A 26,340-nucleotide genomic window follows, 5' to 3' on the forward strand; every position below is an offset into this window, starting at 1 on the left:
AAAACAAAACAGATATTTTGTGTAGAACCTTTGTTGGAATATTTATTGTTATTTAGAAGAACTATTTTATATGTTTTGTAATGGAAATACGGACTTCACGTTGCAAAGATACAAAAAAAATAGATTTAATGGCGCAGATATGAACGGATAAATTTATCCTCGTAGGGAGTTGCTTATCCAAATCTTTTTTGTATTTCTTCTGCCGTTATTTTAGAAAAGATTGTATGTCCATCAAAAGTAACTCTGGTTTCTGACAGTTTACGTAGGGAGTAGAGAAGTTTTTGTGCTTCCTGTTTTCGCAGAATAGGTGTAACTCTTTTGTGTAAAGCTTTTACCATCGAAGCAACAATCTGTTCGAGGACAATCTCTTTTGATTTCTTTTCCAAGTGCTTACTTTCATACAGTATCTGGACAAGAAGATCGGGATCTGTCGGCATTCCTTCCGGAATGGCTACCAAGCTGAATGTGTTCCCTCCCATATCGGTAAGGTCGTAGCCTACTTCACTCAATTCATCCATGTATCTGTGTAAAAGATGTGCCTCTTGAGTGTTGAGCGTGAGAAGTTCAGGGAACATCAGCGGTTGAGATACCGGCTTAGAGGCAAGAAGACGTGCCATATATTTGTGGTGCGAAATAGCTCTTGCCGCCTGATGAGCATCTATAATAGAAAGACTATCCTCATCCATAGTGATGATATATCGCTGGCGAAGGATGATGAGAGACTCTCTCTCCGGCTCATCCGACAGGCTTTCTCTCTCTTGGGGAGCAGGGGTCAGGAGCGAGTCTGTATGTGTTGTGTCGTCCGGCTTTAGGGATGAAGAGCGAGACGTGAATACGGAAGCAGCTGTCTCCGGCTCTTGTGATACGGAAGAGGAGAGGGAGGAAGTGCGCCTCTTTACTCTGATGCCGCCGGGGGATGATGTCGTTATGCCGGAATCTTTTTCAAAGTCTTTGTAGAAGGCTTCCCATTCCACATCCTTTTCCAACTCGAAACCTCCGAAATCTTTATAGTCGTCCGGGTCGAATGAAGGGATATAGTCCGTGTTTTCTCCTCCGATGTTGGGTTCTACCAACTCGTTATCGGAAAGAGATTTATAGTTCGGAATGTCTATCTTGTCTTGAGTGAAGTCTATGGCATGCGCCACTGCTCCTTTCATGAGCGTCTCTCGAAGGACGGTATTGAGTATCTGCCCGATATAGGTTTCGTTCTCGAACTTTATTTCGGTCTTAGTCGGGTGGATATTTACGTCTATTGAGGAGGGATCGACATAGAGGTAGATAAAGTAGTCTGGCATATCTCCCGATGGAATCATTCCCTCATAAGCATTCATGAGCATCCGATGAAAGTAGGAGTGCTTCATGAATCGGTCATTTACAAAGAAGTATTGCTGCGCTCCTCTTTTACGGCATTCGGATGGTGCGCTTGTGAATCCGCAGATGCGGACAAGAGGAGTCTCGGCTTCTATCTTGAGTATTTTGTTCTCCAGTCTGTGCCCGAAGAGGTCGAGGAGACGCTTTTTAAGTTCGCCCGGATGGTAGTCGAAGATAACCTTTTCCTGATGCAAGAGGCGAAATCTGATCTGTGGGCAGACTGCGGCAATACGGTATATTTCGGTCTGTATGCGCCTGAACTCGGTGTCGTTGGTCTTTAGAAACTTGCGGCGAGCCGGTATCTCGTGAAAGATGTTCTTTACCGAGAAGATGGATCCGGGGGGACAAGTGGCTATCTCGTTGGAGATAACCCGACCTCCTTTGAGCTCTATGCGCACACCGGTATCTTCATCGTGTTGGCGGGTGATAAGCTCCACCTCTGCCACGGCTGCTATCGAGGGCAATGCCTCTCCCCGAAAGCCCATAGTACAAAGGCGGAAGAGGTCATCGGCTGTCTTTATCTTGCTGGTGGCGTGTCTCTCGAAAGCCATTCGGGCATCTATGGGAGACATCCCTTTCCCGTTGTCTATAACGCGGAGAAGGGTGCGCCCGGCATCCAAGACTTCTATCTCTATCTCTGTGGCTCCTGCATCTATACTGTTTTCGACCAATTCCTTTATGACGGATGCGGGTCGTTGTATGACCTCTCCGGCTGCTATTTGATTGGCAATATTATCAGGAAGAAGATTGATGACATTCTTCATACAGCAGGTTTATCTGTAATATAGGACGTAAAAGAGCACAGCAAGCACCACGAGAAGAAGAAGCATCCACCAGTTGGACTTTGCACGGCTCTCCTTGCTCTGTCCCTTGTCTTTACTGCGTTGGAGATGCTTGGACTGTTTGGAGATAGAGCCTTCGATGAGATCTTTATAGTCTTCCGCAGAAAGAGAGGCCTCGTCTCCGTTCAGCTCTCTCTGGATGCGTCTTACGCGCTTTTCCAGCTCCTGCTTCCTGACATCTGTATAGATGTAGGAGTATCTGAAGCTTTTAGGCTTTTGAGGATTAAAAAAAGATTTCATGGTTAAGATTCTTCTTCTCTGTTAGTAATATTGAGAGACTCTGTTCCGGAGCTTTCTTCTTTCTTCTCTTTATCTTCTTTCTTGCCTCTGTTTGGGGTTGTCCGGAAAATATCTTTCGGAAAGAGCGGACGTCCGGTAGCAAACCAGAAGAAGTTTGGGAAGTTGTAATTTTTACTTTCTACAAGGAAAATAGGATTGACGATGCCTTTTGTCTTTTCAAGGAAAGAGATAGACTCCAACTCCTCTTTCTGGAACAGCATCAGTATGGATGCGCTCTGAACGCGAACCTGAGAGGAGACAACAGAGTCTCCTTCTACGGTATAGTAGATGGTTTCAGCGTTTCCACTGGTTCGGACAGAGTCCATCTTGTTGTCATTAAAATAGGCAAGGATTTCGTTTCCAACCATTTGGTTATAGAAGAGATCCTCGGTCAGCTCCATGGAGACCAACGCATTGTTCGAGATCTGTGCCTTGTACGGGTTGCCGTCTTTCATGAACAGACGAATGGTGTCTCCCGATATTTGTGAACTGTCGCTCCATATAATGGGCTTGCCCAGAAGGTTCAAAACGGAGTCTTTGGAGCGGTAAAGGAGAGTGTCGGACACGGCTTGAACATCCTTTCGATATATCCGAACATTCTCCAAGCCCTTTACAATGTCTCCGTTGATGGTGTCTCGTATCAGCTGCATCTCCAATGCGTGCGCCCAAAGCGTGTCTTTGGAGGAGAAGTCCATCACGTAAGCGTTGTCTCTTGCCAAGCCTTTGCCCTCTTTTTCATGGTACTCCGCATACTCTCCGTGAAGCGATACGTTTTCGGCTGTATCTTTCAGCTCTACGTTCCCGAAGAGCTTTGCCAGAGATTCGCTACGGCTATACACCATAGAGTCTCCCGTAGCAGTGCGAGAGCCTGAATAGAGTTTGCTCTTGTCCAAAAGGTAAGCGATGTCTCTTTGAGTGTCGTATACTCCTTTGGATGTGAGGATATATCCGCTGTCTCCTACGATGCGAGAGGGGCTTTTAATATCTGCAACCTTAGTCTCCGTATTGTAAAAGAGCTTGTCGGAATAGAGTGTGAAGTTGGGGTTTTCCAGCCTCACATCAAACTTGAATATGGCTGTCTTGTTGTCCGTATAGTACTCTCCGTACTGGGAAGTGAGTGTGTTCAGCGAGTCCACTATGGTTCCGCCCTCGAAGTAGTAGCCCAAACCGATGTTTCTGTCGTAGTCCAGACTGTCGGTAAAGAGGGTATTCTCTCCGTGTCGCATGATCACATTGCCACGCAAACGAGCTATCAGGCTGATGCCATCGTAGTCGAGATAGTCGCAGGTAATGTGCAGAGAGTCTCCTTGAATGATATGAACATTTCCGAAAGACTCTATGGCGTTGCGCTGTTCGTACAACAATGCACTGTCGCACTTCATTACCGCTCCTTTGTGATAGAAGTTGACATCTCCCGTGAATATCTTAGCATCCGGATTGATATCCCTATCGTACCACAATCGTCTGGCTTCCGCCTCTATCTTCTCTACCTCCTGATTCTTTTTTTGTTGGGTCGGAGGGTTTTGATAATAGGGCAAGAGAGCGGAGGATGAACGCAATGTCGCACCACCCACACCTATGATAAAGAAAGCGGTTATACAGCAAAAAACGACCTGTCTTACTCTTTTATCCATCCCGGGTAGATGAATTTACAGTGACGCCACTTAGGATTTATCTTAATGTATGTCTCTGCTTGCTTCTCTTGGATCCACTTGTTCAGAGCTTGCTGTTGTTTCTCTCGCAAGACAAAGTCTTTGATGATCTGGAAGTCTTGAGACACGTTTGCTCTGTGTCCCGGATTGCGTTTGCGCAGCTTCACAATAGCCACAACCGTATTGCCATCCTTGTCTTCCATGGTAAATGGCTGTGATACTTCTCCCTCTTTCATCTTGCTGACAATAGGACCGATCTCTTGTGGAAGATCTTCCATTTGGAATTGGGCTGTACCTTGAAGGTGTCCGGAGCCGGATGCTTTATTGTTTACCATGACGCCGCTATTGTTTCGCGTATCTTCGTCATAAGATAGATACCTTGCGGCATCTGCGAAAGAAAGGGAGTCTACGGCTATTTTGTGAGCGATGGAGTCGAGTCTGGCTGTTGCAGCGGTAACTGCTTCTTCGGAAGGTGAAGGGCGAAGCATGATGTGCCGTACGTTCACAAGATCGCCTTTCTTCTCGATAAACTGCATGATGTGATAGCCATATCTCGTCTGTACTATGCGGGAAACCTTTTGGGGATCCATGGAGAAAGCAACATTTGCAAACTCCGGTTCCAACTCCGCTTTACCATAGAACCCAAGCTCTCCGCCCTTTAGAGCCGAGCCTTTATCCTGGGAATAGAGTCGGGCCAATAGTGAAAAGTCTCTCTTGCCGGCATTGACTTCCGCTGCGTACAACCGAAGTTTTGCTTTGATTTTATCTATCTCCTCTACGGACACTTTGGGTTTGATGGTTACGATCTGTACCTCTACCGTTTCCGGCATAAAGGGAAGGGAGTCTTTGTTTACCTTTTCATAGAAACGATTAACCTCGGACGGAGACACCTTTATATTGCCCATAATGGTCTGTTGTACCTGTTGCACCACAGACTCTTCCCGTAGTGCCTTGCGACGCTCTTCACGTATCTGGGAGATGGTTCTGCCTAAAAGTTCTTCGAGTCTTTCTCTTCCCCCCACTTCGTTGATCTTTTGGCTGATCCAGCGTTCGGCTGCCTGAATTACCATCGACTCGTTCGGGGAGATACTGTCTATCTTTGCCTGTCTCAAGAACAGCTTCTGTATCGCCATCTGTTCAGGGATAAAGCACATCGGGTCGCCATCCACTTTCGATCCGCTCTGCTTTAGGTATATGAGCTGATTCTCTATATCGGATAGCAGGATTGTCTCATCTCCCACCACCCAAGCTATTTCATCTATTATTGTTCTCTTTTGAGCATGGAGTTGCAGTGAAAAAAGCATAGAGACACCGAGGCTCCACATTATCCATTTCAGTGTTTTCATTATCTCTTAGTATGGGATTTTCTATTAGTTTATCTTTTTGCTCCAAGTATCTTTTAGCGATACGGTGCGGTTAAAGACCTTTTTATCCGGTGTGCTGTCCGGGTCTACATTGAAGTATCCAATGCGTTGGAACTGGAAGTGTTGCAGGGGTTGAGCATCCGCCAAATACTTTTCCGCTTTGGCATTGGTGATGATCTTCAACGAGTCCGGATTGAGATAATCTCTGAAATCTTCAATCTTAGGATCCGACGGATTCTCTACCGTAAAGAGTCTGTCATACAGACGCACTTCGACGTCAATACAATCATCGACGGCAACCCAGTGCAATGTCCCCTTCACTTTTCGGTTTGAAGTATCCGATCCACTCCTGCTGCTTGGGTCATACTCCGCATATACCTCGACCACCTTGCCTGTTTCGTCCTTCTTGCAGCCGGTACAGGTAACGATGTATCCGTTCTTAAGACGCACATCTTGCCCCGGAGTCATACGGAAATACTTCTTCGGTGCATTTTCCATAAAGTCTTCCTGCTCTATGTATAACTCGCGTGCAAAAGTTATCGTATGGGTTGTGGAGTTTGGATCTTCCGGATTATCTATGGCAACCATCTCCTCTTTCTTATCTTCCGGATAGTTGGCGATGATCAGCTTAACAGGGTTCAACACAACACTTACACGAGTAGCATGCTTGTTCAGATCCTCTCTTACCGCATATTCCAACAGTCCTACATCTACCACCCCTTCGTATTTGGTGTATCCGATTCTGTCTATAAAGTTTCGGATGGATTCGGGTGTATATCCTCTTCTTCTAAGCCCCGTGATGGTCGGCATACGAGGATCGTCCCATCCCTTAACGGCTTTCTCCTGTACGAGTTGAAGCAGCTTGCGCTTACTCATCATCGTATATGTGAGGTTGAGACGGTTGAACTCATACTGACGAGGGCGATAATCGCTCTTCATGAGCAGGTCTATGAAGTAGTCGTAAAGTGGTCTGTGCACAACAAACTCCAGCGTACATATCGAGTGAGTAACACCTTCAAAATAGTCGCACTGCCCATGAGCAAAGTCGTACATAGGATAAACCTTCCAAGCCGTACCCGTACGATGATGAGGAACATTGATGATGCGATAGATGATCGGATCCCTAAAGTGCATATTGGAATGCGCCATATCTATCTTTGCTCTCAGTGTCAGAGAACCTTCCGGAAACTCTCCTTTATTCATCCTTCTAAATAGATCCAAACTCTCTTCTATGGGTCTGTCGCGGAACGGGCTGTTTATACCCGGAGTGGTTGGAGTGCCTTTTTGAGCGGCTATCTGCTCTGCAGACTGCTCCTCGACGTAGGCGTGCCCCTTTTTGATAAGATCTTCGGCGAAGTCGTACAACTGTTGGAAGTAGTCCGATGCGTAGAAGATTTCTCCCCATTTGAATCCAAGCCACTCTATATCCTCTTTTATGGCATCCACATACTCCACATCTTCCTTTATCGGATTGGTGTCATCGAATCTGAGATTGCAGATACCATTATACTTTTCAGCGATACCGAAGTCTATACAGATCGCTTTGGCATGACCGATATGAAGGTAACCATTGGGCTCCGGAGGAAATCGGGTCTGTATGCGACCGTCGTGTAGTCCTTCCCTTATATCTTTTTCTACTATGGCTTCGATGAAGTTCAGCGACTTTCCTTCTCCGCTTTCCATCTTGGTGTTTCCTGCTACGCTGTCATGTGTGTTCATATTATATCTCTTTATGGTATTTCTCTATTGTTTTATGTCATTATTCTTTGTTCACGAAAACAAACTGCTTGAGTCTCTCGTTGTTTGAGTTCATAATATCCTTTCCTCTCCCTTCCCACTCGATGCGTCCGCGATGAACGAATATCACTTTCTCGCCCAACTTCTCCAGCGAATTCATATCATGAGTATTGATGATAGTAGTCATGCCGGACTCGTGAGTGATTTCAAGCAGCAGATCATCTATAACCGAAGAGGTCTGCGGATCCAGTCCGGAGTTCGGCTCATCGCAGAAAAGGTATTTCGGCTTAAGGGCTATTGCTCTGGCTATGGCTGCTCGCTTCATCATTCCACCACTTACTTCGGCAGGATATTTCTTGCCTGCATCCACCATCTTAACTCTGGCAAGACACTCTTTTGCCACACTTATCCGTTGGGCTTTAGGCAGTGGAGAGAACATATCAAGCGGAAACATCACATTCTCCAGTATTGTCATGCTGTCGAACAGAGCCGATCCCTGAAAGAGCATACCTACCTCCTGTCTCAGCTTCTTCATTTCGTTCTCCGAAAGGTTATAGATAGAGTTGCCATCGTATAGCACCTCGCCTTTGTCCGGGAACACAAGCCCTACGATGCTTTTCAGCAGTACAGTCTTTCCGGCACCGCTTTTGCCTATTATCAGAGACGTTTTGCCGGACTCGAAAGTGGCGGATATGCCTCTCAATACATCCTTTCCGCCAAAAGATTTTTGTACGTTTTTTATCTCTATCATTCTATTCGGATTCTAACGTTTAACCTCTCCTACACCAACATGAGTTGGGTCAGGAGCAAGTCTGCCACAAGGATCATGATACTGCTTGATACCACCGCTTTGGTACTTGCCTTGCCCACTTCCAATGCTCCTCCCTTTACAAAGTATCCGTAAAACGCGGCTATGGAGGCGATGAGAAATACATACACTTCGCTCTTGACCATGGAGTAGAAGAGGTAGTAAGGCTCGAAAAGGTACTGGATTCCTTGAATATATGCACTGATAGGCATTTCCGGATTGATGCTGCAAGCGATATAGCCACCGATGATACCGGTAAACATACTTATCAAGACCAATACCGGAACGAAGAGCATGATACCTACAATCTTCGGAAGGATCAGGAAGTTGGCAGAGTTTATCCCCATTATTTCTATCGCGTCTATCTGCTCCGATACACGCATTGTTCCTATCTCACTGGCAACGCTACTGCCTATCTTGCCTGCGAGGATAAGGCACATCACGGTGGAAGAAAATTCCAACAGCACTATCTCTCTCGTTGTGAACCCGATGGTAAACTTGGGTATCAGAGGCGATGTGAGGTTCAGTCCCAACTGAATGGTTATTACAGCTCCGATGAAGAAAGATATAATGATGACGATCCAAAGAGAATCATATCCCAGCTTGTACATCTCCTTCAGCATCTCCCGAAGGAACATACGAAACTTGTCAGGTCTTTCAAAAACCCGCTTCATCAGCAAGAAGTATTGTCCTACTTCTTCTATCTTTTTTTTCAGTAAGCCAAGCATCTGTTCTCTCTTACAACTTTCCTTGTTTGCAATTCGGTATTCAACAAGCAAATATACAGAAAAAACAGCTTTCCGGTGCTTTACATACATCATTCCGGAAATAGGATAGTGCAAAGCCACATTGCTCTGCTTTCTTTTGGCGGCTGTTTCTGTCCGACAGTCCTTATAGGATGGCAATGAGAAGAATGTTTGCCGGAGATCGGCCTTTTTGTGTCCGGTTTTATTTAGTCCTTGTCGGGAGTTTTATTTTAACGCTTTCGGATGTTCTTTTTAACTTGTTCGGAACTTCTCTTAAACCTTGTAAAATCTTGAAATCATGCTCCGGTTTGAAGAAATCAAGTTTTGACTTTTGGAAGTCAGGGTTCGATTTGTATCCATCGGCTCTTGATTTCCAACTCTATAAGGCATCAGAGCGATTTTTGTCCCTGTTTAATGAATTTTGTTGACGGCTTCAAGAGATTTTGCAGACCCTTTGGGAGTTTGAGACAGCTGTGATGGGGGAGTGGAGGAGGGTTTATGACGGAACAGATGAGGAGCGCGAAAACTCTTTTCGAGAGTGCCCTCTCAATATCTATATCGGCATGAGCGGTGATGCCGTGCGGGTTACTTATTTTTTTTAGTTACATTTGTATCGTTCTGTGATGTCGTATTTGAATAAAGCAAAGCAATCATAAAATGAAGAGAAACAGATATATCGAAAGAGTGCAACAGCTCTCCATGGCTTGTCTTATGGGGCTGTTGCTGTTGGGTTGCTCTACCGTTCCGCTCACGGGAAGGAAGCAGCTCAACTTGGTTTCGGATCAGCAGATCCTCTCTCTAAGCTCGAGTCAATACAGAGAGTTTATCGCTCAAGCTCCTATCTCCAAAAATGCTGCACAGACAAGGAGAGTGTTGGAGGTGGGGAACAGGATTGCCAAGGCGGCAGAGGCTTACCTTAGAAATGCCGGATTAGGTTCGGAGGTATCGCAGTACAGATGGGAGTTCAACCTTGTAGCCTCCAATCAGGTAAACGCATTCTGTATGCCGGGAGGGAAGATTGTCGTTTACGAAGGCATCCTTCGCTTTGCTTCCACCGACGATGAGCTTGCTACAGTAATGGCTCATGAGGTTGCGCATGCACTGGCAAAGCATTCCAATGAACGGATGTCTCAGGCTCTTGTTCAGCAACTCGGTGCCGAGGCTCTCAGCTTAGCCGTTGGAAAGCAGAGCGCAGCGGTAAGGGCGGTTGCAGGAGCTGTGTATGGTATCGGCAGCAATGTGGCTGTCATGCTACCTTACAGCCGTACACACGAGTACGAAAGCGACAGAATCGGTCTTACACTAATGGCGATGGCAGGCTACAACCCTCGTATGGCTGTAACATTTTGGGAGAAGATGTCGCAGAGCCAAGGTGCCAAAGAGACCTCTGATATGCTTAGCACTCACCCTTCGGATAAGAAGAGGATAGATGCCATCAATAAGTATCTGCCCGAAGCACTCAAGCATTATGGCGGGAATGCCACGACGACAACAAATGCCAAGAAGGGTGGCATCATCACTCGCTACTGATTTTAGACCGATATAGAAGTAGAGAATTTGAAGAAAGAGAATCCTACCGATCCCTCTTTATGGCTTCCGACAACCAAGAAGGAGGTGGAAAGACTGGGATGGGACAGCCTTGATGTCATCCTTTTTGCCGGTGATGCATACATCGACCACCCTTCATTCGGAATGGCGGTCATTGGTCGCATCCTCCAAAAGCACGGCTACAAGGTGGCGATAGTACCGCAACCCAACTGGCGAGACGACCTCAGAGACTTCAAGAAGCTCGGACGGCCTCGCCTGTTTTTCGGTATATCGCCCGGTGCAATGGACTCTATGATTAACCATTATACCGCTGCCAAAAGGCTTCGTAGCAATGATGCCTATACGCCGGACGGCAGATCGGATATGCGTCCGGACTATCCGACCATCGTCTATTCCAAGATTTTGAGAGAGCTGTACCCCGATGTCCCGATCGTGGCAGGCGGTATAGAGGCATCGTTGAGGCGTGTGGCGCATTACGACTACTGGCAAGACAAACTTCTTCCCGGTATGCCGGTGATGGCTCCGATAGATTTCCTCATTTACGGTATGGGGGAGAAGCCTATCGTGGAGCTGGCTGATGCTTATGCCGAAGGGAGAAGCATCGAGGAGATGAAGAAGATTCCGCAGCTTGCTTACTTGGAAAAAGGCGCGTATACCCCCGCTCCCGATAGCGATGATATAGTGCTTCACAGCTACGAGGAGGCGTTGGCATCGAAAAAGAAACATGCAGCCAACTTCAAACATATAGAGGAGCAGAGCAATGCCGTCAAGGCTAAAAGGTTGATAGAGCCGGTAGGGGAGGGATACATAGTGGTCAATCCGCCTTATCCCGTTATGACTTCGGAGGAGTTGGATGAGTCTTTCGATCTTCCTTATACACGGCTTCCTCATCCGAAGTATAAGGGTAAACACATTCCGGCATACGAGATGATCAAGTTTTCCGTGAACATGCACCGTGGCTGTTTTGGCGGATGCTCTTTCTGTACCATCTCGGCTCATCAGGGGAAGTTTATCGTTTCCAGAAGCGAGCGTTCCATTCTGGAAGAGGCAAAGCATCTCACTCACATGCCGGACTTTAAGGGATACATCTCCGATCTTGGAGGACCCAGTGCAAACATGTATGCCATGAGAGGACGCAACCTGAAAGCCTGCGAGAAGTGTCTCAGACCCTCTTGCATCTTCCCCGGTATCTGTCCGAATCTAAATGCAGACCATACTCCGCTGAATAATATCCTGAAAAAAGTGGATGCCTTGCCCGGTATCAAGAAGAGTTTTATCGGGAGTGGTATAAGATATGACCTCCTCCTCCATCCGTATAAAGATGAAAAGCTGAAGATGGCAGCACGTACCTATATGGAGGAGGTAATAGCTCATCACACATCCGGACGGCTCAAGGTGGCGCCGGAACACACTTCGGACAGAGTGTTGGAGCAGATGCGCAAGCCCTCTTTCTCTCTTTTCTATACGTTCAAAAAGGAGTTTGACCGGATCAATAAAGCGTATGGTCTCAAGCAGCAACTGATTCCTTATTTTATATCATCGCATCCAGGAAGCAGGGAAGAAGATATGGCAGAACTGGCGGTAGCCACTAAAAATCTTCAGTTTAAGCTGGAACAGGTGCAAGATTTTACGCCTACTCCCATGACGGTATCCACTGTGATATACTACACAGGGTATCATCCTTACACGATGGAAAGGGTCTTCACTGCCACTACACCCGAACAGAAAGAGCGGCAACGGCAGTACTTCTTCTGGTACAAGCCGGAGATGAAAGGTGCTATCCGGAAATCTCTGACCCATATCAAGCGTTTGGATCTGCTGAGACTGCTTTTCCCAAACGAGCGTAGAGAAAAATAGAAGGAGATTTGGATAATTCAAGGATAGAAACGAAATTTGCAACGGATTGTTATTTGGATAAACAAACTATAAATACATACTTATGAAGAAAATTCTTTTGGGCGTAGCCCTTCTATTGGGAACCCTTACAGCCGTTGGGCAGAACATCCAGACACACTATCAAGCAGGGCGTCATCTCTACAAGGATATGGAAAAAACTCCCTCTTTTGTTACTACCGTAGAACATTTTAAGGCAGACAGATGGGGACAGACATTCCTTTTTGTCGATTTCGTTCATACGGAAAAAGGTATCTCAAACTCTTATTTTGAGATCGCAAGAGAGTTGAAGTTCTGGAAAGCACCCGTTGCTCTTCACTTGGAGTACAATGGCGGCGTGGATAGAAACTTCTCCATCAACAACGCTTACCTCGTTGGTGCTTCTTACCTTTGGACAAGTAAGGACTTCAGTAAGAACTTTAGCATAAGCACCAGCTACCGTTACGATCAAGCGATAGAGGGTGTTCAAGACGCCAATCATGGTATGCAGCTTACTGCCGTATGGGGTTGGAACAGCTGGAATCGTGTATTTACCCTGAACGGATTTGTGGATGTCTGGACAAAGAAAGCTTCCGATAAGAGCCACGGAGTGGTGGTATATTCGGAACCACAGGCATGGATCAATCTGAATCAACTTGTCGGATTTCATGACAATTTCAATTTGAGTCTCGGTACAGAGGTTAGACTTTCTTACAATTTCCTTAACCCGAACAAATTCTATGCACTTCCGACTCTTGCAGCGAAGTGGACCTTCTGATTTTTTTTGCATAATTGATTATATAAATGGGCGAACCAATCGGATTTTCTTCGGTTGGTTCGCCTTGTTTTTAGAGCCGTAAGTCATTCGCAATTGTGGGAAAAATTGCTATCTTTGTATCTTGAGATTTCAAGAAGAAATCGGACTAAGTACTACTTCATTTAGAATAATAATATATGACTGAAGATATGCGGCAAGAAGCTGCCAACTATGGCGCAAGTAACATTCAGGTTCTCGAAGGGCTCGAAGCCGTTCGTATGCGTCCTGCAATGTATATTGGAGACATTGGAGAGAAAGGTTTGCACCACTTGGTGTACGAGGTGGTGGACAACTCCATAGACGAAGCACTGGCAGGCTATTGCGATAAAGTAGATGTTGAGATCAACGAAGACAACTCCATCTCAGTCCATGACAATGGTAGAGGTATCCCTGTGGATCTGCACGAGAAAGAGGGAAAGAGTGCCTTGGAAGTTGTACTGACGGTGCTCCATGCGGGAGGAAAGTTTGACAAAGGCTCCTATAAAGTTTCCGGAGGACTTCACGGAGTGGGGGTTTCTTGCGTGAATGCGCTATCGACAACTCTTAGAGCGGAAGTGAAGAGAGAGGGAAAGGTTTACATGCAAGAGTATCACCGAGGTGTCCCAGCCGATGATGTAAAAGTGATAGGCGAGAGTACGGAGACCGGTACGACTATCTACTTCAAGCCGGACGACTCTATCTTCATCACCACCGAATACAGCTATAAGACACTTTCGGATCGTTTGCGTGAGTTGGCTTTCCTTAATGCCGGCATTACGCTGACCCTTACAGACTATCGCCACAGAGATGAGGACGGAAATCCCAAGAAAGAGATCTTTTACAGCGAGAACGGACTCAAGGAGTTTGTTTCCTACCTCGACTCCAACAAAGAGCCTCTCATAGACGATGTCATACACATCGTTACTGAGAAGCAGGATATACCTGTGGAGGTGGCGATGACTTACAATACTTCCTATAACGAGAATGTCTACTCTTATGTGAACAACATCAACACGATAGAAGGTGGAACGCATCTTGCCGGCTTCAGACGCGCTTTGACAAGAACGCTGAAGAAGTATGCGGAAGAGTCCAAGATCCTTGAGAAAGAGAAGATAGATGTTTCTGGAGACGACTTTCGCGAGGGTATCACGGCAGTCATATCCATCAAGGTTGCGGAGCCTCAGTTTGAAGGACAGACAAAGACCAAGCTTGGCAACTCCGAAGTAGCCGGTGCAGTTGATACCGCAGTGGGGGAAGCTCTGGGACACTACCTGGAAGAGAACCCCAAGCAAGCGAAGATGATAGTGGACAAGGTCGTATTGGCGGCAAAGGCACGTATCGCTGCTCGCAAGGCAAGAGAGATGGTACAGCGCAAGACACCTATGTTCGGAGGAGGACTTCCGGGCAAACTGTCGGATTGTAGAAGCAAAGATCCTGCACGTTGTGAGCTGTTCCTTGTCGAGGGAGACTCGGCGGGCGGTACTGCAAAGCAAGGTCGGGACTCTATGTTTCAAGCCATCCTTCCGTTGCGCGGAAAGATTCTGAACGTAGAGAAAGCCATGCCGCACCGTGTCTTGGAAAGTGATGAGATACGAGCCATGTACACTGCGTTGGGAGTAACCATCGGCACGGAAGAAGATCCAAAGGCACTCAACATCTCGAAGCTGAGGTACAACAAGGTGATCATCATGACGGATGCCGATGTGGATGGAAGCCACATTGCCACGCTTATCCTTACGTTCTTCTTCCGCCACATGCGTGTCCTTGTGGAGCGTGGTTGCATTTACCTTGCCACACCACCGCTTTATCAGTGCAAGATGGGAGATGTCGTGGAGTACTGCTGGGACGATCGCCAACGGATGGAGTTCATTCAGAAGTATGCGGAAGGAAACGAGTCGAAAGTCGTTACACAGCGTTACAAAGGTCTTGGAGAGATGGATGCCGAGCAGCTTTGGGAGACAACAATGGACCCGGACAATCGTCTTCTCAAGCAGATCACGATAGACAATGCGGTTGAGGCGGACGTTGTGTTCTCCATGTTGATGGGAGAAGATGTTGCTCCTCGTCGCGACTTTATCACGGCGAATGCGGACTATGCGAATATAGATGCCTGATCGAATAGGGCAACGTTAGTCGATAACGTACCAATACACAGAGCCTGAGAGTAAATAGCTACTCTCAGGCTCTTTTTGAAAATTAGTCCTTATCATTTGGGGATTTGTGATTATCGGATTGGTAATTATCATTTTTAAGGTTGATAATTATCATTTCGTAGATTGGTAATTACTGTTTCGTAGATTGGTAATTACTGTTTTGTAGATTGGTAATTACTGTTTTGTAGATTGGTAATTACTGTTTTGTGGATTGGTAATTACTGTTTCGTAGATTAGTAATTACTGTTTCATAGATTAGTAATTACTGTTTTGTGGATTAGTAATTACCGTTTCTCGGATTGGTAATTATCAATCTTTGTCTTGATTGTCGGCTTGTACGGAAGAGGGCAGGACGGTCTCTTTCGGGAGATGGAGAGAGGCTTTGTATTCTTCCGTAAGTGGGAGAGGAGTGGGGAGGTGCATTCCATTGAGATTGGGGCATTATTGCTATCTTTGTTTTCGTCTATTTGACGCATGGTTTTTATTGACAATATCAGAGAAATAGTAGTTATGAGAAGAAAGTTAGCGGTACTCGCATTGGTTGCGGCAGGGGCGATTCAGCTCTCTTACGGACAGAACGGAGGGAAGCAGCTTACGATAGATTCGATCACGAACGGAACGTTCGCGGCAAAGAGTGCCGGCGCGGGGTTCCGTCCCATGGAGGATGGAGCGCACTATTCCGTGGTGAGCGAGGATCACAGAGCCGTGCTGAAGTGCAGCTATTCCACAGGAAAGGTGGTGGATACGCTCTTTTATACGAAAACGGCAAGAGAGTGCGAGTTTGAGACGTTCGACGATTATGTGATAGCTCCGAACGGTTTGCAGATCCTGCTGTTTAAGGATACGGAGTATATATATAGAAGGAGTCGGAAGTTTAATGCGTATCGGTACGATGTGAGGCGGAATCTGGTGCAGCCTCTGTCTGCTTCCGGTGGAAAGGTGCGTATCCCGACGCTCTCTCCGGATGGGCGGATGTGCGCTTTTGTGAAGGAGGATAATAATATATATGTTGCGAAGTTCGACTACAATACCGAGTCTGCCGTAACAACCGATGGTAAGCCGAACGCGATCCTGAACGGGACGACGGACTGGGTCTATGAGGAGGAGCTCTATGCCACAAACCTTATGCAGTGGGCAGACTCCTCGGAACAGCTGATATTTGTGCGGACGGACGAGTCGAAAGTTCCGGTCTACAACATGCAGATGTTTGGAAGCGGGCTTTATCCTGAGGATTATCGCTATAAATATCCTAAGCCGGGAGAGAGAAACGCAGAGATCTCTTTGCGCTCGTTCGATATTCGTTCCAAAAAAACGGAGGTGATAGAACTGCCGATTCGCGGTGAGTACTATATCCCTCGCTTGGATTATGCTCACGGTGCGCTTCAGGTGTTTACGCTCAACAGGAATCAGACCCACTTCCGACTCTTTACCGTGAATCCGAAGAGCGGACTCTCGAAGCTGCTCCTTGAAGAAAAGAGCGAGAGATACATAGACCCGGAATGGGCAAGACAGCTGGCATATACTTCGAACGGATTTACTTATGTCAATGATAAAAGCGGCTATAATCAGCTCTATCTCTATTCCAAACAAGGTGCTGTTCAGAAGAAGATCAGCAGAGACAATGCAGATGTTACGGCCTTTTACGGTGTGTCGGATCAGGGAGAAGCAATCTATGCTATGGCTTATCCGACCCCTATGGACAGGATAATAGTGGCAACAAATCTGAAGAACGGGAAGAGCCGTACTCTCTCTCCGGAAAAAGGAAACAGCAGAGCCGTATTCAGCAAAGATATGAGCTATTATCTGCTCACTTCGTCGGACATGGAAACTCCTGCACGATACTCGCTCAACAGAACGAAGGATGCCAAAGAGATGGTGCTGCTCGAAGATAATGCGGAGCTTAAACATGAGATGACACAGTATTCGTTCGCTCAAAAGAGATTCTTCCAAGTAACCACCGCTTCCGGAGTAACCCTCAACGGATATATCATCACACCTAAGAATATGGAGCCGGGAAAGAAATATCCTGCTCTGTTTACACAATACAGTGGTCCGGGCTCTCAAGAGGTGCAGAACAGATTTAAGTTCGACTGGGAATACGTGCTCCCTGAGAACGGCTACGTAGTGGTCTCTCTCGATGGAAGAGGAACGGGAGGACGAGGAGCAGAGTTCCAAAAGTGTACATATCTCAATCTTGGTCTCCTTGAGTCGCAAGACCAGTGCGAAGGAGCCACCGCCACGGCCAAGCTCTTCCCATATATAGATGAAGAGAGAATGGCTATCTGGGGTTGGAGCTTCGGCGGATACACTACTCTCATGGCGATGTCTCATACCTCTCCCGTGTTCAAGGCAGGTATAGCGATAGCTCCTCCTACATCGTGGCGTCTGTATGATACGACTTACACGGAGCGCTTCATGCGTACTCCGCAGGAAAACAACTCCGGATATGACCACACTTCCGTCATGACGAGAGCCGCGAATCATTCCGGTAATCTTCTTATCATACACGGTTCTGCGGATGACAACGTGCATGTCCAAAATACAATGCAGTATGTGGAGGCTCTTGTGCAGGAGGATAAATACTTCGAGATGCTGATATATAAGGATCGCAACCACAGTATCTACGGAGGGAATACGAGAAAGCATCTCTACAACAGTATTCTAAGATTTTTGAACAGATCTCTTTAATTCCGAAAATGGTAGAAAAGAAAACAGGAAGAACATATATACGTAAACCCGAATGGCTCAAAATCAGCAGAGCCAGCATAGACAGCTACACGCACACCGGACGAACCATTTCTCAGGGAGCGCTCAATACGATCTGCGCAAGCGGAAAGTGCCCGAATCAGGCAGAGTGCTGGAGCAGAGGGACAGCTACGTTTATGATCTGTGGCAATGTCTGTACTCGTGCGTGTCGTTTCTGTGCCACTCAGAGCGGAAAGCCCGACTCTCCGCCCGATCCGGTAGAGCCTTTAAGACTTGCGGCTTCTGTTTCGCAGATGAAGTTGAAGTACGCAGTCATCACATCCGTGGATAGAGACGATCTGCCGGATTATGGAGCCGGACACTGGGCAAGCTGCATCAACGAGATACGCAAACGCTCTCCGGAGACTAAGATAGAGGTGTTGATTCCGGACTTTCAGGGAGACGAGGCGTGTGTGGATATGGTCATAGAGACAGCACCGGACGTGATCGGACATAATCTTGAGACTGTTCGGAGACTCACACCGCAGGTCAGACATCGCGCTACCTACGATTGCAGTATGAAGGTCTTGAAGCAGATTGTCGACAGAGGCGCCATAGCCAAAACGGGAATCATGGTAGGGTTGGGAGAGACAGAAGAAGAGGTTGTGGAGCTGATGAAAGATATTGCGGCGATCGGAGTATCTACCCTGACCATCGGGCAGTATCTGCAACCGACATCGAGGCACATCGAAGTGAAAGAGTATGTGCATCCCGACCGGTTTGCACGCTATAAGCAGCTTGGAGAGAGTCTCGGCATCACTCACGTGGAGAGCGGACCGCTCGTGCGTTCTTCGTACCATGCAGACGACCATTTCAATCAGGCATCGAAAAAGAAACTCGCTCTGAGAAAGATCGGAAAAGGAAGCGCTTAGCTCGTAACGGCTTCGGCTTACACTCGAAAAACAAATCTTCTTGGAGCATTACCGCTCAGATATTCGGACATGAAATACTTACACTCAAAGGCGACACTCCTACCGCTGCTCGTATCTTTTGCTTTGGCTCTCTTCTCTTGCGGAGAGGGTGGGTCGGCTTCGTCATATAGCGATGTTGTGAACATCTCATCCGTAGAGATCAGCAGAGACAGTGTGTTATACGCCGAGCCGGGCTTCTTGCAGGGAGTTTCCGGAGCGTTCGGAGGAGCTGTCGGGGATACATATATATATGGTGGCGGGTGCAACTTTCCGGACATCCCCGTGGCAGACGGCGGACAGAAAGTCTTCTACAAATCTCTCTACGCACTCTCCGGGAAAGGGGAGAGTTGGGAGACAACTTTCATTTCGTTCCTTCCCAAGTCTCTTGCTTATGGGGCATCTGTCTCTCTCGGCGGGGGAGATATGCTTTTGCTTGTGGGAGGAGTGGGAGAGCGGGGAGCTTCCGGTGAGATCATGATGCTCTCCAAGATGACAGACACCGGGGAGATCAGGCTCTCCAAGTATCCGTTTGCACTTCCTTTCGGGTGGTACGAAGGTGCGGCGGCGGAGCATGGAAAAAGTCTTTACTTAACGGGCGGATGGAAAGATGGGGAGCTTGTGACGGATCTTTATGCCTTTTCGTTGAGATCGGGAGAGACAACGAAAGTGATTTCTCTGCCCGATGGTGCAAGGCTCCAGCCCAATCTTTTTGTCATCGACGGCTATCTGTTTCTTTTCGGAGGCTTTTTCCCCGGTGGCGATGTGCGGATTCCGGGAGAAGAGCCTTACGTTCACAGGACGGCATGGAAGCTCAACCTGAGTGCACCGAAGAGCTGGGAGAAGCTGAATGCTCCCGAAGCGAAGCCCGGTTCTCCGCTCAGCTTTATCGGTGTCGCCGTGGCACAAGACCAAGTTTCCGGGGCGGTTTATGCTGTCGGCGGTGTCGATCCCGTGCTGTTTCAGGACGCCATCTCTCGCGGTTATCTTCTGAAGAAGGCGGTATTCCGTCGGGATGCCGAGGCGGAGGCGAGGCTGAAGGAGGAGCACCGCTCTTACCTCTTGCAGCCGGAGAGCCGCTACCGCTTCTCGCCGCGTCTGCTCCGGTACGACCACAGGCAGGATCTCTGGAATATTTTGAAAGACTCTGCGATCTTCTCCACCGCGGGAGCCGTTTTGGTCTCCAAGGGAGACGAGCTTCTGATGATAGGCGGCGAGCGAAAGCCGGGCGTGCGTACCTTCGATGCCTATCTCTGTAACATGAAATAAGACGACCCACAGAAAAAAACTGTTTCTCATGCGGATAGATATTATCACAGTGATACCGGAGATGATAGACGGATGCGTCAACACCTCCATCCTCAAGCGCGCACAGGACAAAGGTCTGGCGGAGATACACCTCCACAACCTCAGGGACTACTCCACGAACAGGTGGAAACGGGTGGACGACTACCCGTTCGGAGGAGAAGCCGGCATGGTGATTCAGGTCGAGCCTGTCGATCGTGCCATCTCCCACTTGAAGAGCCAACGGGCGTACGACGAAGTGATCTTCACCTCTCCCGACGGCGAACTTTTTTCGCAGCCGTTGGCAAACAAACTCTCTTTGCTGCAGAACATCATCATTCTCTGCGGACACTACAAAGGGATAGACCACCGGATCCGCGAGCATCTCATCACGAAAGAGATTTCGGTGGGCGACTATGTCCTCACCGGAGGGGAGATGCCGGCAGCCATCATCGCGGACGCGGTCGTTCGGCTCATACCGGGAGTCATAGGCGACGAGCAGAGCGCGCTCTCGGACAGCTTTCAGGACGGGCTCCTCTCCGCACCGGTCTATACCCGCCCTGCGGACTACAACGGCTGGAAAGTGCCCGACATTCTTCTCTCCGGGCATGAGGCAAAAATCGCCGAGTGGCGTCTCCGACAAGCCGAAGAGCGCACCCGTCTGCTACGCCCGGAGCTGTTGAAGCCGAACAGATAGCCCCTCCCGCTCCGAGAGGTGCGCAGAGCACTCTGCCTGAAAGGCTCCCCGGCTTTCGGAGAAAAGGCACGAAGGTGCTGATATAAGCCATTGAAAATCAAAAAATAAGAGGATGTTTTGACACTTCTTTCGCAACGCGTGAAAAGTTTCGTGAGTACGGAAAAATACTTCCAAGCTCACGAAACTTTTTTTCTGTGCGCACGCGGATAAATTTCTGCATATGCAAAAAATTTTTTTCGCATATGCAGAAATTTTTTTTTGTATATGCAGAAATTTTTTTCTGTGCGCACGTAAATATTTTTTTGTGCGCACGTAAATATTTTTTTGTGCGCACGTAAATTTTTTTTTGTGCGCACGTAAATATTTTTTTTGTGCGCACGTAAATTTTTTTTTGTGCGCACGTAAATATTTTTCTATGCGCACGTAAATTTTTTTTTGTGCGCACGTAAATTTTTTTTTGTGCGCACGTAAATTTTTTTTTGTGCGCACGTAAATTTTTTTCTATGCGCACGTAAATTTTTTTTCTTGGCCACGGAAATTTTTTTTCTTGGCCACAGAAATTTTTTTTCTTGGCCACGGAAATTTTTTTTCTTGGCCACGGAAATTTTTTTTCTTGGCCACAGAAATTTTTTTTCTTGGCCACAGAAATTTTTTTTCTTGGCCACAGAAATTTTTTTCTATGCCCATGGAAATTTTTTTCTATGCCCATGGAAATTTTTTTCTATGCCCATGGAAATTTTTTTCTATGCCCATGGAAATTTGTTGGGTGGTATTGCCCGATATAAGTATGATAAATATATTCTCTCTTTTGTCGTGGAAAACCTTCTGAACAAGAGTGTTTTTGCCTACACCGTTCATGATGCTTTACAGTCTCATTCGGCATCTTATCCTTTGAGAGGACGTTCCGTAAGACTGGATTTCTCGTATTACTTTTAGGACAATCCCGCTTGGTCGGGACTATAAACGAAAAGCTGTGCCGAAGGGATCCCTTCGGCACAGCTTTTCGTTTGTACTTCAATAGAGTTATTTCGTCTTATATATCCAGGCGTCTTTGAATCTCTTCTCCCGATGAAGCTCTCTCATCTTGTTCAGAGCCTCCTCTTGGGAGGCAAAGTTGCCGAGATAGAGTCTGTACGATTTGCCTCTGCGGTCTATGCCAAACTCCGGATAGTCGTTCAGCTTATGGTAGCCGACAAACTCTTCCACCTGTTTTTCTGTGGAGAGTGTGGCTATTACCACAAGAAATCTGTTACTCTCCACGTGAGTCTCCTTAGGAGCTTCCATGCTCTTTTCTTCGGTTACTGCTTCCGCTTCTACCGGTACTGCGGGTTCTTCCGCCTTTGTCGTTTCAGCTGTTTTCTCTGTCAGGAAGTGAGGCACAAAACCGGCTTGGTACTCTTTCATCTCGGTCTCCACAGCGCGGAACGGCATCAGCAGACCCAACGTTAAGATCACCATGGCGGCAGTAAAGTACTTCAATGCTTTCACATTGATAGGCAGATAATAGGTGTTATCTGCCACCTCTTTCGTCTCTTCTCCCATAACAAGCAGCTTGGGCAGAGAAGCAATATCGGTAAGGCTGTACAGATTTGTTGCAAACGGATGGTGCGGATTCGGTTCAAATATAGGAGTGGCTCCTTCCGAGCTGTGTCCCAAGCGAATGCGACCGATCTCCTCCAGCTCCACATAGGTACGGCTGCCGAGATGATGCAGTAGAGCCTCTACATCTTTCGTCAACATCTGTTCTGCTCTTCTGTAACTTATGCCGTACCGAGCGACATAACTGTGTATCAGAATACCGTCCGATACGTGTTTCAACTCGGCATTGAAGCAGAGTGATACCTTACCCGGTCCGAGCATGCCTCCTGTGGAAGAGTGCTCTTCGGCTTTTATGAATGCACCCAACTGTGGTACCACCACACACGGATGCTTGAACAGACAACGCTGCAGATGTAGTACTACTCTTTGCATGATCGGTTTACCATTGGGAGAAATAGAGCTTCAGACCTGTGCTGAATGTCGAAACATTCGGTCCGAAATCTTTTTGGAAAGGAGAGATAGGGGAGTAGGTTGCAAAAAGACCGAAGTTGCCTATACCTGCTTGGACGATAAAGTCGAGGTGTACAGGTCTTAGTCCCAAGCCTTTATCTATGATCTGCTTGGATGCAGAGTGATTCTCTTCCGATGCTGCCCACCAAACTTTCGAGCTAGAAGCTGTCTTTACCTTGAACAAAACACCGAAGTTGAAGAACATCGGTGAAGATACCCCGTGTCGCTTACCGCTGTTTACCTCTATGAGAGCAGGGATCTTTAGGTATGTCGTATGAAATCTCGCATTGGACATATTCTTGCCTGCCGGGATGTCATCGGTAACGAATGCTTGATTTCTGGCAAAGTTCAAGAAGTGGTTCTTGGTAAAGTGGATGGAGTTGAACTCGATACCCAAACCGCTGACAAAGCTAAGATTATTCGCTCCCAATGAATATTTGACATCAAAGAAAGAGAGATCGTACTTCAAAGACGAAGACATATCCACATTTCTCGCCATATCTTTACCGCTGTCATCCATAGGACTCATAGAGATGAAGCCTACTCCGAAGCCACTGAAATGTGCTGTCTTGGAGTATCCGCGATACACATCTTTTCTTCCGGTAATGTCTTTTCCCATAACCAATCTTCTCTCTCGGTGAGAGTATGTGGTCTCTTTATCCGTATCACCCACGATGATGGTGTATTGTCTCTTCTTCGCCGGTTGAGAAGGAGGTGTCTGAGTTTCTTCTACTGTATTCACTGTCTCCTCTGTTGCGGCATAAACACCAAAACTCATGGATGCCAAAAGGACCCAAGCAAATGAAATTAGCGTCATTTTTCTCTTCATAGCTCTGTTTTTCTGTTATTTAGATGTTATAAATATCCATTTGTTTTGTCTCCTCTTATCTTTTAACCATCATGGTTGAAAGTGAAAAAGAGGTGTTGATGAGATTGAATTTGCGACACATCAGCGGAGCAAAACTCCGGCAAAGAGTCCGAAAGCTTTGTTGCTCTGCTTCTACCGCACTACTCTTCTCCCTACAAATGTAGCAAAAAATGAGTATAGGAGCTTTATTCTTGCTCTTTTTCGGGGATAAATACTCCTTTTTCTCCTTTATACTCAAGGCTGTAGATATATTAAAAATATGTACCTTCGTGTCGATGAAAGCAGAAATTCTAAATAAATATAATATTCCTGTTCCACGATATACCAGCTATCCTCCGGCAAATCTCTTCTCTTCTCTGTATGGTTCAGCGCAGTACGAAGTAGATGTATTGCTTTCCAATAGTAATGGTACGGACAAACTCTCCTTCTACATACACATTCCGTTCTGCAACAGCTTGTGTCTCTATTGCGGTTGTAATAAGCAAGTGATGCCGAAGGATGGGAATGGAGTCGCTGTTTATGTGGATTATCTTCTCAAAGAGTTGGAGTTATTGTCTCAAAAGATAGATCCTCTCCGAAAGGTTTATCAGATCCATTTTGGTGGCGGATCGCCTACCTCTATTTCTTTGAACTACATAGAGAAAATCCTGGAGGCGATACGATCGAAGTTTGTCATCGCTCCCGGAGCAGAAGTGGCTATCGAATGTCATCCCGGGTATCTGGATGAGCAGGCTTGGAAAAGCCTTATAGATATGGGATTTACGAGGATGAGCATCGGTATTCAGGATATAGACAGCAAAGTCTTACGGCAGGTAAAACGGACAGAGAGCAAGCTCCCTCTTCACGAGATTGTCTCTCTCCTGCGTTCCAATGGTATCGAGATCAACATAGATCTTATATACGGTCTTCCGTTGCAGACGGCAGAGTCGTTCGGTAAAACCATCGAAGCGGTGTTGGATCTGAGACCGGACAGAGTCGTAACCTTTTCTTATGCTCACGTTCCATGGGTTCATCCCATACAGAAAGCATTGGAAAGAGTGGGGCTGCCTACCCCGCAGGAGAAAGCCGTGATGTACTCCAAAGCATTGGGTGTCGCTTTGGAAAGAGGTTATGTACAGATTGGTCTGGACCACTTTGTCCTTCCCACAGACGCTCTTGCCATGGCTCTTCAAGAGGGGAGTCTGCATCGAAACTTTCAAGGCTACTGCACAAAAGAGATCACCGGACAGGTCTATGCTTTGGGCATTACAGGCATCTCTCAGCTTTACGGCTCATACGCCCAAAACTGTAAAGATATTTCGACCTACTACTCATTCCTGAATCGTGATACGCTTCCCGTGGTTACCGGGTACAGCCTTACCGAAGAAGAGCAGGTTATTAAAGAGATCATTACCGAACTGATGTGCAACTATCGCTGCAATCCTGTTCGGATACTTTCCGATTTCGGCATAGATACGGATAGCCTGCATACCATATCATTTCTCAAGTATGATGCTCTAAAAGAGATGGCGGAGGACGGACTCTGCTCGGTGGATGAAGATACCGGAGAGATTGTCATGGAGAAAAGCGCACATGCTTTTGTACGAAACGTTGCAGCGTGCTTTGATATTCACTACAATCCTAAAGCTCCTGCCGGATACAGCAAACCAATATAAACAGATAAACAGATGGAACAGACAAGAGAAATATACCTCGCAGGAGGTTGCTTTTGGGGGGTGGAGCACTATATCAAGAAGATTGCCGGCGTTTGCTCTACACAGGTAGGATATGCCAACAGCCTTATTGCCACCCCCACTTATAAGGAGGTGTGCAGCGGACGGACAGAGGCAGTGGAGACCGTAAGAGTGATTTACGACCCCTCCAAAATAGCTTTGAGCTACCTGCTGTCTGCTTTTTATCGCATCATCAACCCCACTTCTCTCAACAAGCAAGGTGGAGATGTCGGAACGCAGTACCGTACGGGAGTTTACTATACAGATCCGAAGGATGCCGTTATTATTGCAGACAGCCTGGCTCTACTGCAGAAAAAGTACACGAAGAGTATCGTTGTGGAGTGCATGCCGTTGAAGAACTATTTCAGTGCAGAGGAGTATCATCAAGAGTATCTCACCGCCAATCCCGCAGGGTATTGCCATGTGGCTCTTGAAAACTTTGCTTTGGCAAAGACCTTTGTTTGCCCTCCCGAACAGATAGAACGGGATGAGAAGCGACGAAACGAGTAGTCTGCCCCCTGCGAAGATAGACAGAGAGAGTCCGGCAATGGTGTCGGACTTTTCTTTTTAACGCTTCCGAAGTATCCTCTTACCACTTTAATATTTCCCGTTTATCGTGTTCGGAACTCTTTTTCAAAGTTCGGTTCCTGCAAACCGGGCTTTGAATTGTGCAGATCAAATGTTGATTTTTACAAATCAAGCCTTGAAACCGGATTCTATGTACTTTTAGACCGGTTTATAATAGTGTTTAGCTCATTTTGCAAACGGGTTAAACGAAAAAAAAGACTGCCGAAGAGAGATCTTCAGCAGCCTTTCTGCAATAATCTTTGCGTGATCGCGACAGGATTCAAACCTGTAACCTTCTGATCCGTAGTCAGATGCTCTATTCAGTTGAGCTACGCGACCGAT

General features: G+C 46.9%; 21 protein-coding genes and 1 tRNA gene. 11 read left to right on the plus strand and 11 right to left on the minus strand.

The window, feature by feature from the left end; all coding sequences use genetic code 11:
- Positions 1 to 173: 173 nt before the first annotated feature.
- From mutL to HQ39_RS09010, 7 genes are read right to left on the minus strand one after another with little or no spacing between them, the layout of a single operon-like run.
- Positions 174 to 2,135 carry a DNA mismatch repair endonuclease MutL gene (gene mutL, locus HQ39_RS08980; protein WP_036865575.1) on the minus strand — a complete coding sequence of 654 codons (1,962 nt, stop codon included), beginning with the start codon at positions 2,133 to 2,135 and terminating at the stop codon, positions 174 to 176.
- Positions 2,136 to 2,144: 9 nt separating this feature from the next.
- Entirely contained in the window at positions 2,145 to 2,453 is a 309-nt protein-coding gene (locus HQ39_RS08985) for a hypothetical protein (protein ID WP_052079580.1), read from the minus strand.
- Positions 2,454 to 2,455: 2 nt separating this feature from the next.
- On the minus strand, positions 2,456 to 4,126 hold the full coding sequence (locus tag HQ39_RS08990) for an OstA-like protein (protein ID WP_052079581.1): 1,671 nt from the start codon (positions 4,124 to 4,126) through the stop codon (positions 2,456 to 2,458).
- Positions 4,111 to 5,490 (minus strand): peptidylprolyl isomerase, encoded by a 1,380-nt coding sequence (locus HQ39_RS08995; RefSeq protein ID WP_052079582.1) that lies wholly within the window; start codon positions 5,488 to 5,490, stop codon positions 4,111 to 4,113. The genes HQ39_RS08990 and HQ39_RS08995 overlap by 16 nt, the downstream gene beginning before the upstream one ends.
- Positions 5,491 to 5,514: 24 nt before the next feature.
- Positions 5,515 to 7,227, minus strand: coding sequence for a glutamine--tRNA ligase/YqeY domain fusion protein (locus HQ39_RS09000; protein WP_081965429.1), 1,713 nt, complete (start codon positions 7,225 to 7,227; stop codon positions 5,515 to 5,517).
- Between the two features lie 40 nt (positions 7,228 to 7,267).
- A complete protein-coding gene (locus HQ39_RS09005; protein WP_036849382.1) occupies positions 7,268 to 7,996 on the minus strand; it encodes an ABC transporter ATP-binding protein in 729 nt (242 codons plus the stop codon).
- Positions 7,997 to 8,025: 29 nt separating this feature from the next.
- Complete coding sequence (locus HQ39_RS09010; RefSeq protein ID WP_036789020.1) at positions 8,026 to 8,781, minus strand: MlaE family ABC transporter permease; 756 nt, start codon at positions 8,779 to 8,781, stop codon at positions 8,026 to 8,028.
- Positions 8,782 to 9,456: 675 nt separating this feature from the next.
- Between HQ39_RS09010 and HQ39_RS09015 the strand changes: the two genes are divergently transcribed.
- The 8 genes from HQ39_RS09015 (at position 9,457) to trmD (ending at position 20,802) form a co-directional block, all read left to right on the plus strand.
- A complete protein-coding gene (locus HQ39_RS09015) occupies positions 9,457 to 10,329 on the plus strand; it encodes a M48 family metallopeptidase (RefSeq protein WP_052079583.1) in 873 nt (290 codons plus the stop codon).
- A gap of 27 nt (positions 10,330 to 10,356) precedes the next feature.
- Complete coding sequence (locus tag HQ39_RS09020; RefSeq protein WP_036865577.1) at positions 10,357 to 12,204, plus strand: YgiQ family radical SAM protein; 1,848 nt, start codon at positions 10,357 to 10,359, stop codon at positions 12,202 to 12,204.
- Between the two features lie 82 nt (positions 12,205 to 12,286).
- Positions 12,287 to 12,997 carry a DUF5020 family protein gene (locus HQ39_RS09025; protein ID WP_036788577.1) on the plus strand — a complete coding sequence of 237 codons (711 nt, stop codon included), beginning with the start codon at positions 12,287 to 12,289 and terminating at the stop codon, positions 12,995 to 12,997.
- A 176-nt stretch (positions 12,998 to 13,173) separates the two neighbouring features.
- Positions 13,174 to 15,129, plus strand: coding sequence for a DNA topoisomerase (ATP-hydrolyzing) subunit B (gene gyrB / locus HQ39_RS09030; RefSeq protein ID WP_036849377.1), 1,956 nt, complete (start codon positions 13,174 to 13,176; stop codon positions 15,127 to 15,129).
- A 549-nt stretch (positions 15,130 to 15,678) separates the two neighbouring features.
- Positions 15,679 to 17,856, plus strand: coding sequence for a S9 family peptidase (locus tag HQ39_RS09035; protein ID WP_036865581.1), 2,178 nt, complete (start codon positions 15,679 to 15,681; stop codon positions 17,854 to 17,856).
- An 8-nt stretch (positions 17,857 to 17,864) separates the two neighbouring features.
- A complete protein-coding gene (gene lipA, locus HQ39_RS09040) occupies positions 17,865 to 18,785 on the plus strand; it encodes a lipoyl synthase (protein ID WP_036865583.1) in 921 nt (306 codons plus the stop codon).
- Positions 18,786 to 18,854: 69 nt separating this feature from the next.
- Positions 18,855 to 20,090, plus strand: a complete 1,236-nt coding sequence (locus HQ39_RS09045; RefSeq protein ID WP_036865585.1) for a hypothetical protein — start codon at positions 18,855 to 18,857, stop codon at positions 20,088 to 20,090.
- A 28-nt stretch (positions 20,091 to 20,118) separates the two neighbouring features.
- The gene (gene trmD / locus HQ39_RS09050; RefSeq protein ID WP_036788589.1) at positions 20,119 to 20,802 is read left to right on the plus strand and encodes a tRNA (guanosine(37)-N1)-methyltransferase TrmD; all 684 of its coding nucleotides are present in this window, start codon (positions 20,119 to 20,121) and stop codon (positions 20,800 to 20,802) included.
- 97 nt (positions 20,803 to 20,899) lie between these two features.
- On the opposite strand, the gene HQ39_RS09055 is transcribed toward trmD, so the two are convergent.
- Complete coding sequence (locus tag HQ39_RS09055) at positions 20,900 to 21,511, minus strand: hypothetical protein (RefSeq protein ID WP_036865586.1); 612 nt, start codon at positions 21,509 to 21,511, stop codon at positions 20,900 to 20,902.
- Positions 21,512 to 21,531: 20 nt separating this feature from the next.
- Between HQ39_RS09055 and HQ39_RS09060 the strand changes: the two genes are divergently transcribed.
- Positions 21,532 to 21,738, plus strand: coding sequence for a hypothetical protein (locus HQ39_RS09060; protein ID WP_152565554.1), 207 nt, complete (start codon positions 21,532 to 21,534; stop codon positions 21,736 to 21,738).
- 87 nt (positions 21,739 to 21,825) lie between these two features.
- Here HQ39_RS09060 and HQ39_RS09065 read toward each other — a convergent pair whose 3' ends face one another.
- Together HQ39_RS09065 and HQ39_RS09345 are read right to left on the minus strand one after the other, a co-directional pair.
- Entirely contained in the window at positions 21,826 to 22,773 is a 948-nt protein-coding gene (locus HQ39_RS09065; protein WP_036865589.1) for an SPOR domain-containing protein, read from the minus strand.
- A gap of 7 nt (positions 22,774 to 22,780) precedes the next feature.
- A complete protein-coding gene (locus HQ39_RS09345; protein ID WP_052079584.1) occupies positions 22,781 to 23,680 on the minus strand; it encodes a hypothetical protein in 900 nt (299 codons plus the stop codon).
- 314 nt (positions 23,681 to 23,994) lie between these two features.
- On the opposite strand from HQ39_RS09345, the gene hemN reads away from it, so the two are divergent.
- Both hemN and msrA read left to right on the plus strand, forming a co-directional pair.
- Positions 23,995 to 25,374, plus strand: a complete 1,380-nt coding sequence (gene hemN / locus HQ39_RS09075) for an oxygen-independent coproporphyrinogen III oxidase (RefSeq protein ID WP_036865610.1) — start codon at positions 23,995 to 23,997, stop codon at positions 25,372 to 25,374.
- Positions 25,375 to 25,386: 12 nt separating this feature from the next.
- The gene (msrA, locus tag HQ39_RS09080) at positions 25,387 to 25,941 is read left to right on the plus strand and encodes a peptide-methionine (S)-S-oxide reductase MsrA (RefSeq protein ID WP_052079586.1); all 555 of its coding nucleotides are present in this window, start codon (positions 25,387 to 25,389) and stop codon (positions 25,939 to 25,941) included.
- 322 nt (positions 25,942 to 26,263) lie between these two features.
- Here msrA and HQ39_RS09085 read toward each other — a convergent pair.
- A tRNA-Arg gene (locus tag HQ39_RS09085) sits at positions 26,264 to 26,337 on the minus strand.
- Positions 26,338 to 26,340 lie beyond the last annotated feature (3 nt).

This window comes from Porphyromonas sp. COT-108 OH2963 (genome assembly GCF_000768895.1).
GTDB lineage: Bacteria > Bacteroidota > Bacteroidia > Bacteroidales > Porphyromonadaceae > Porphyromonas_A > Porphyromonas_A canoris.

Coding starts and splice junctions, on each gene's coding strand:
- HQ39_RS09000 (WP_081965429.1), bottom strand. CDS start 7,227: ATGAACACACATGACAGCGTAGCAGGAAACACCAAGATGGAAAGCGGA.
- trmD (WP_036788589.1), top strand. CDS start 20,119: ATGCGGATAGATATTATCACAGTGATACCGGAGATGATAGACGGATGC.
- hemN (WP_036865610.1), top strand. CDS start 23,995: ATGAAAGCAGAAATTCTAAATAAATATAATATTCCTGTTCCACGATAT.
- HQ39_RS08995 (WP_052079582.1), bottom strand. CDS start 5,490: ATGAAAACACTGAAATGGATAATGTGGAGCCTCGGTGTCTCTATGCTT.
- gyrB (WP_036849377.1), top strand. CDS start 13,174: ATGACTGAAGATATGCGGCAAGAAGCTGCCAACTATGGCGCAAGTAAC.
- HQ39_RS08990 (WP_052079581.1), bottom strand. CDS start 4,126: ATGGATAAAAGAGTAAGACAGGTCGTTTTTTGCTGTATAACCGCTTTC.
- HQ39_RS09010 (WP_036789020.1), bottom strand. CDS start 8,781: ATGCTTGGCTTACTGAAAAAAAAGATAGAAGAAGTAGGACAATACTTC.
- HQ39_RS09345 (WP_052079584.1), bottom strand. CDS start 23,680: ATGAAGAGAAAAATGACGCTAATTTCATTTGCTTGGGTCCTTTTGGCA.
- HQ39_RS09045 (WP_036865585.1), top strand. CDS start 18,855: ATGAAATACTTACACTCAAAGGCGACACTCCTACCGCTGCTCGTATCT.
- HQ39_RS09055 (WP_036865586.1), bottom strand. CDS start 21,511: ATGGGCATAGAAAAAAATTTCCATGGGCATAGAAAAAAATTTCTGTGG.
- HQ39_RS08985 (WP_052079580.1), bottom strand. CDS start 2,453: ATGAAATCTTTTTTTAATCCTCAAAAGCCTAAAAGCTTCAGATACTCC.
- msrA (WP_052079586.1), top strand. CDS start 25,387: ATGGAACAGACAAGAGAAATATACCTCGCAGGAGGTTGCTTTTGGGGG.
- HQ39_RS09005 (WP_036849382.1), bottom strand. CDS start 7,996: ATGATAGAGATAAAAAACGTACAAAAATCTTTTGGCGGAAAGGATGTA.
- HQ39_RS09035 (WP_036865581.1), top strand. CDS start 15,679: ATGAGAAGAAAGTTAGCGGTACTCGCATTGGTTGCGGCAGGGGCGATT.
- HQ39_RS09025 (WP_036788577.1), top strand. CDS start 12,287: ATGAAGAAAATTCTTTTGGGCGTAGCCCTTCTATTGGGAACCCTTACA.
- HQ39_RS09060 (WP_152565554.1), top strand. CDS start 21,532: ATGGAAATTTTTTTCTATGCCCATGGAAATTTGTTGGGTGGTATTGCC.
- HQ39_RS09015 (WP_052079583.1), top strand. CDS start 9,457: ATGAAGAGAAACAGATATATCGAAAGAGTGCAACAGCTCTCCATGGCT.
- HQ39_RS09065 (WP_036865589.1), bottom strand. CDS start 22,773: ATGCAAAGAGTAGTACTACATCTGCAGCGTTGTCTGTTCAAGCATCCG.
- lipA (WP_036865583.1), top strand. CDS start 17,865: ATGGTAGAAAAGAAAACAGGAAGAACATATATACGTAAACCCGAATGG.
- mutL (WP_036865575.1), bottom strand. CDS start 2,135: ATGAAGAATGTCATCAATCTTCTTCCTGATAATATTGCCAATCAAATA.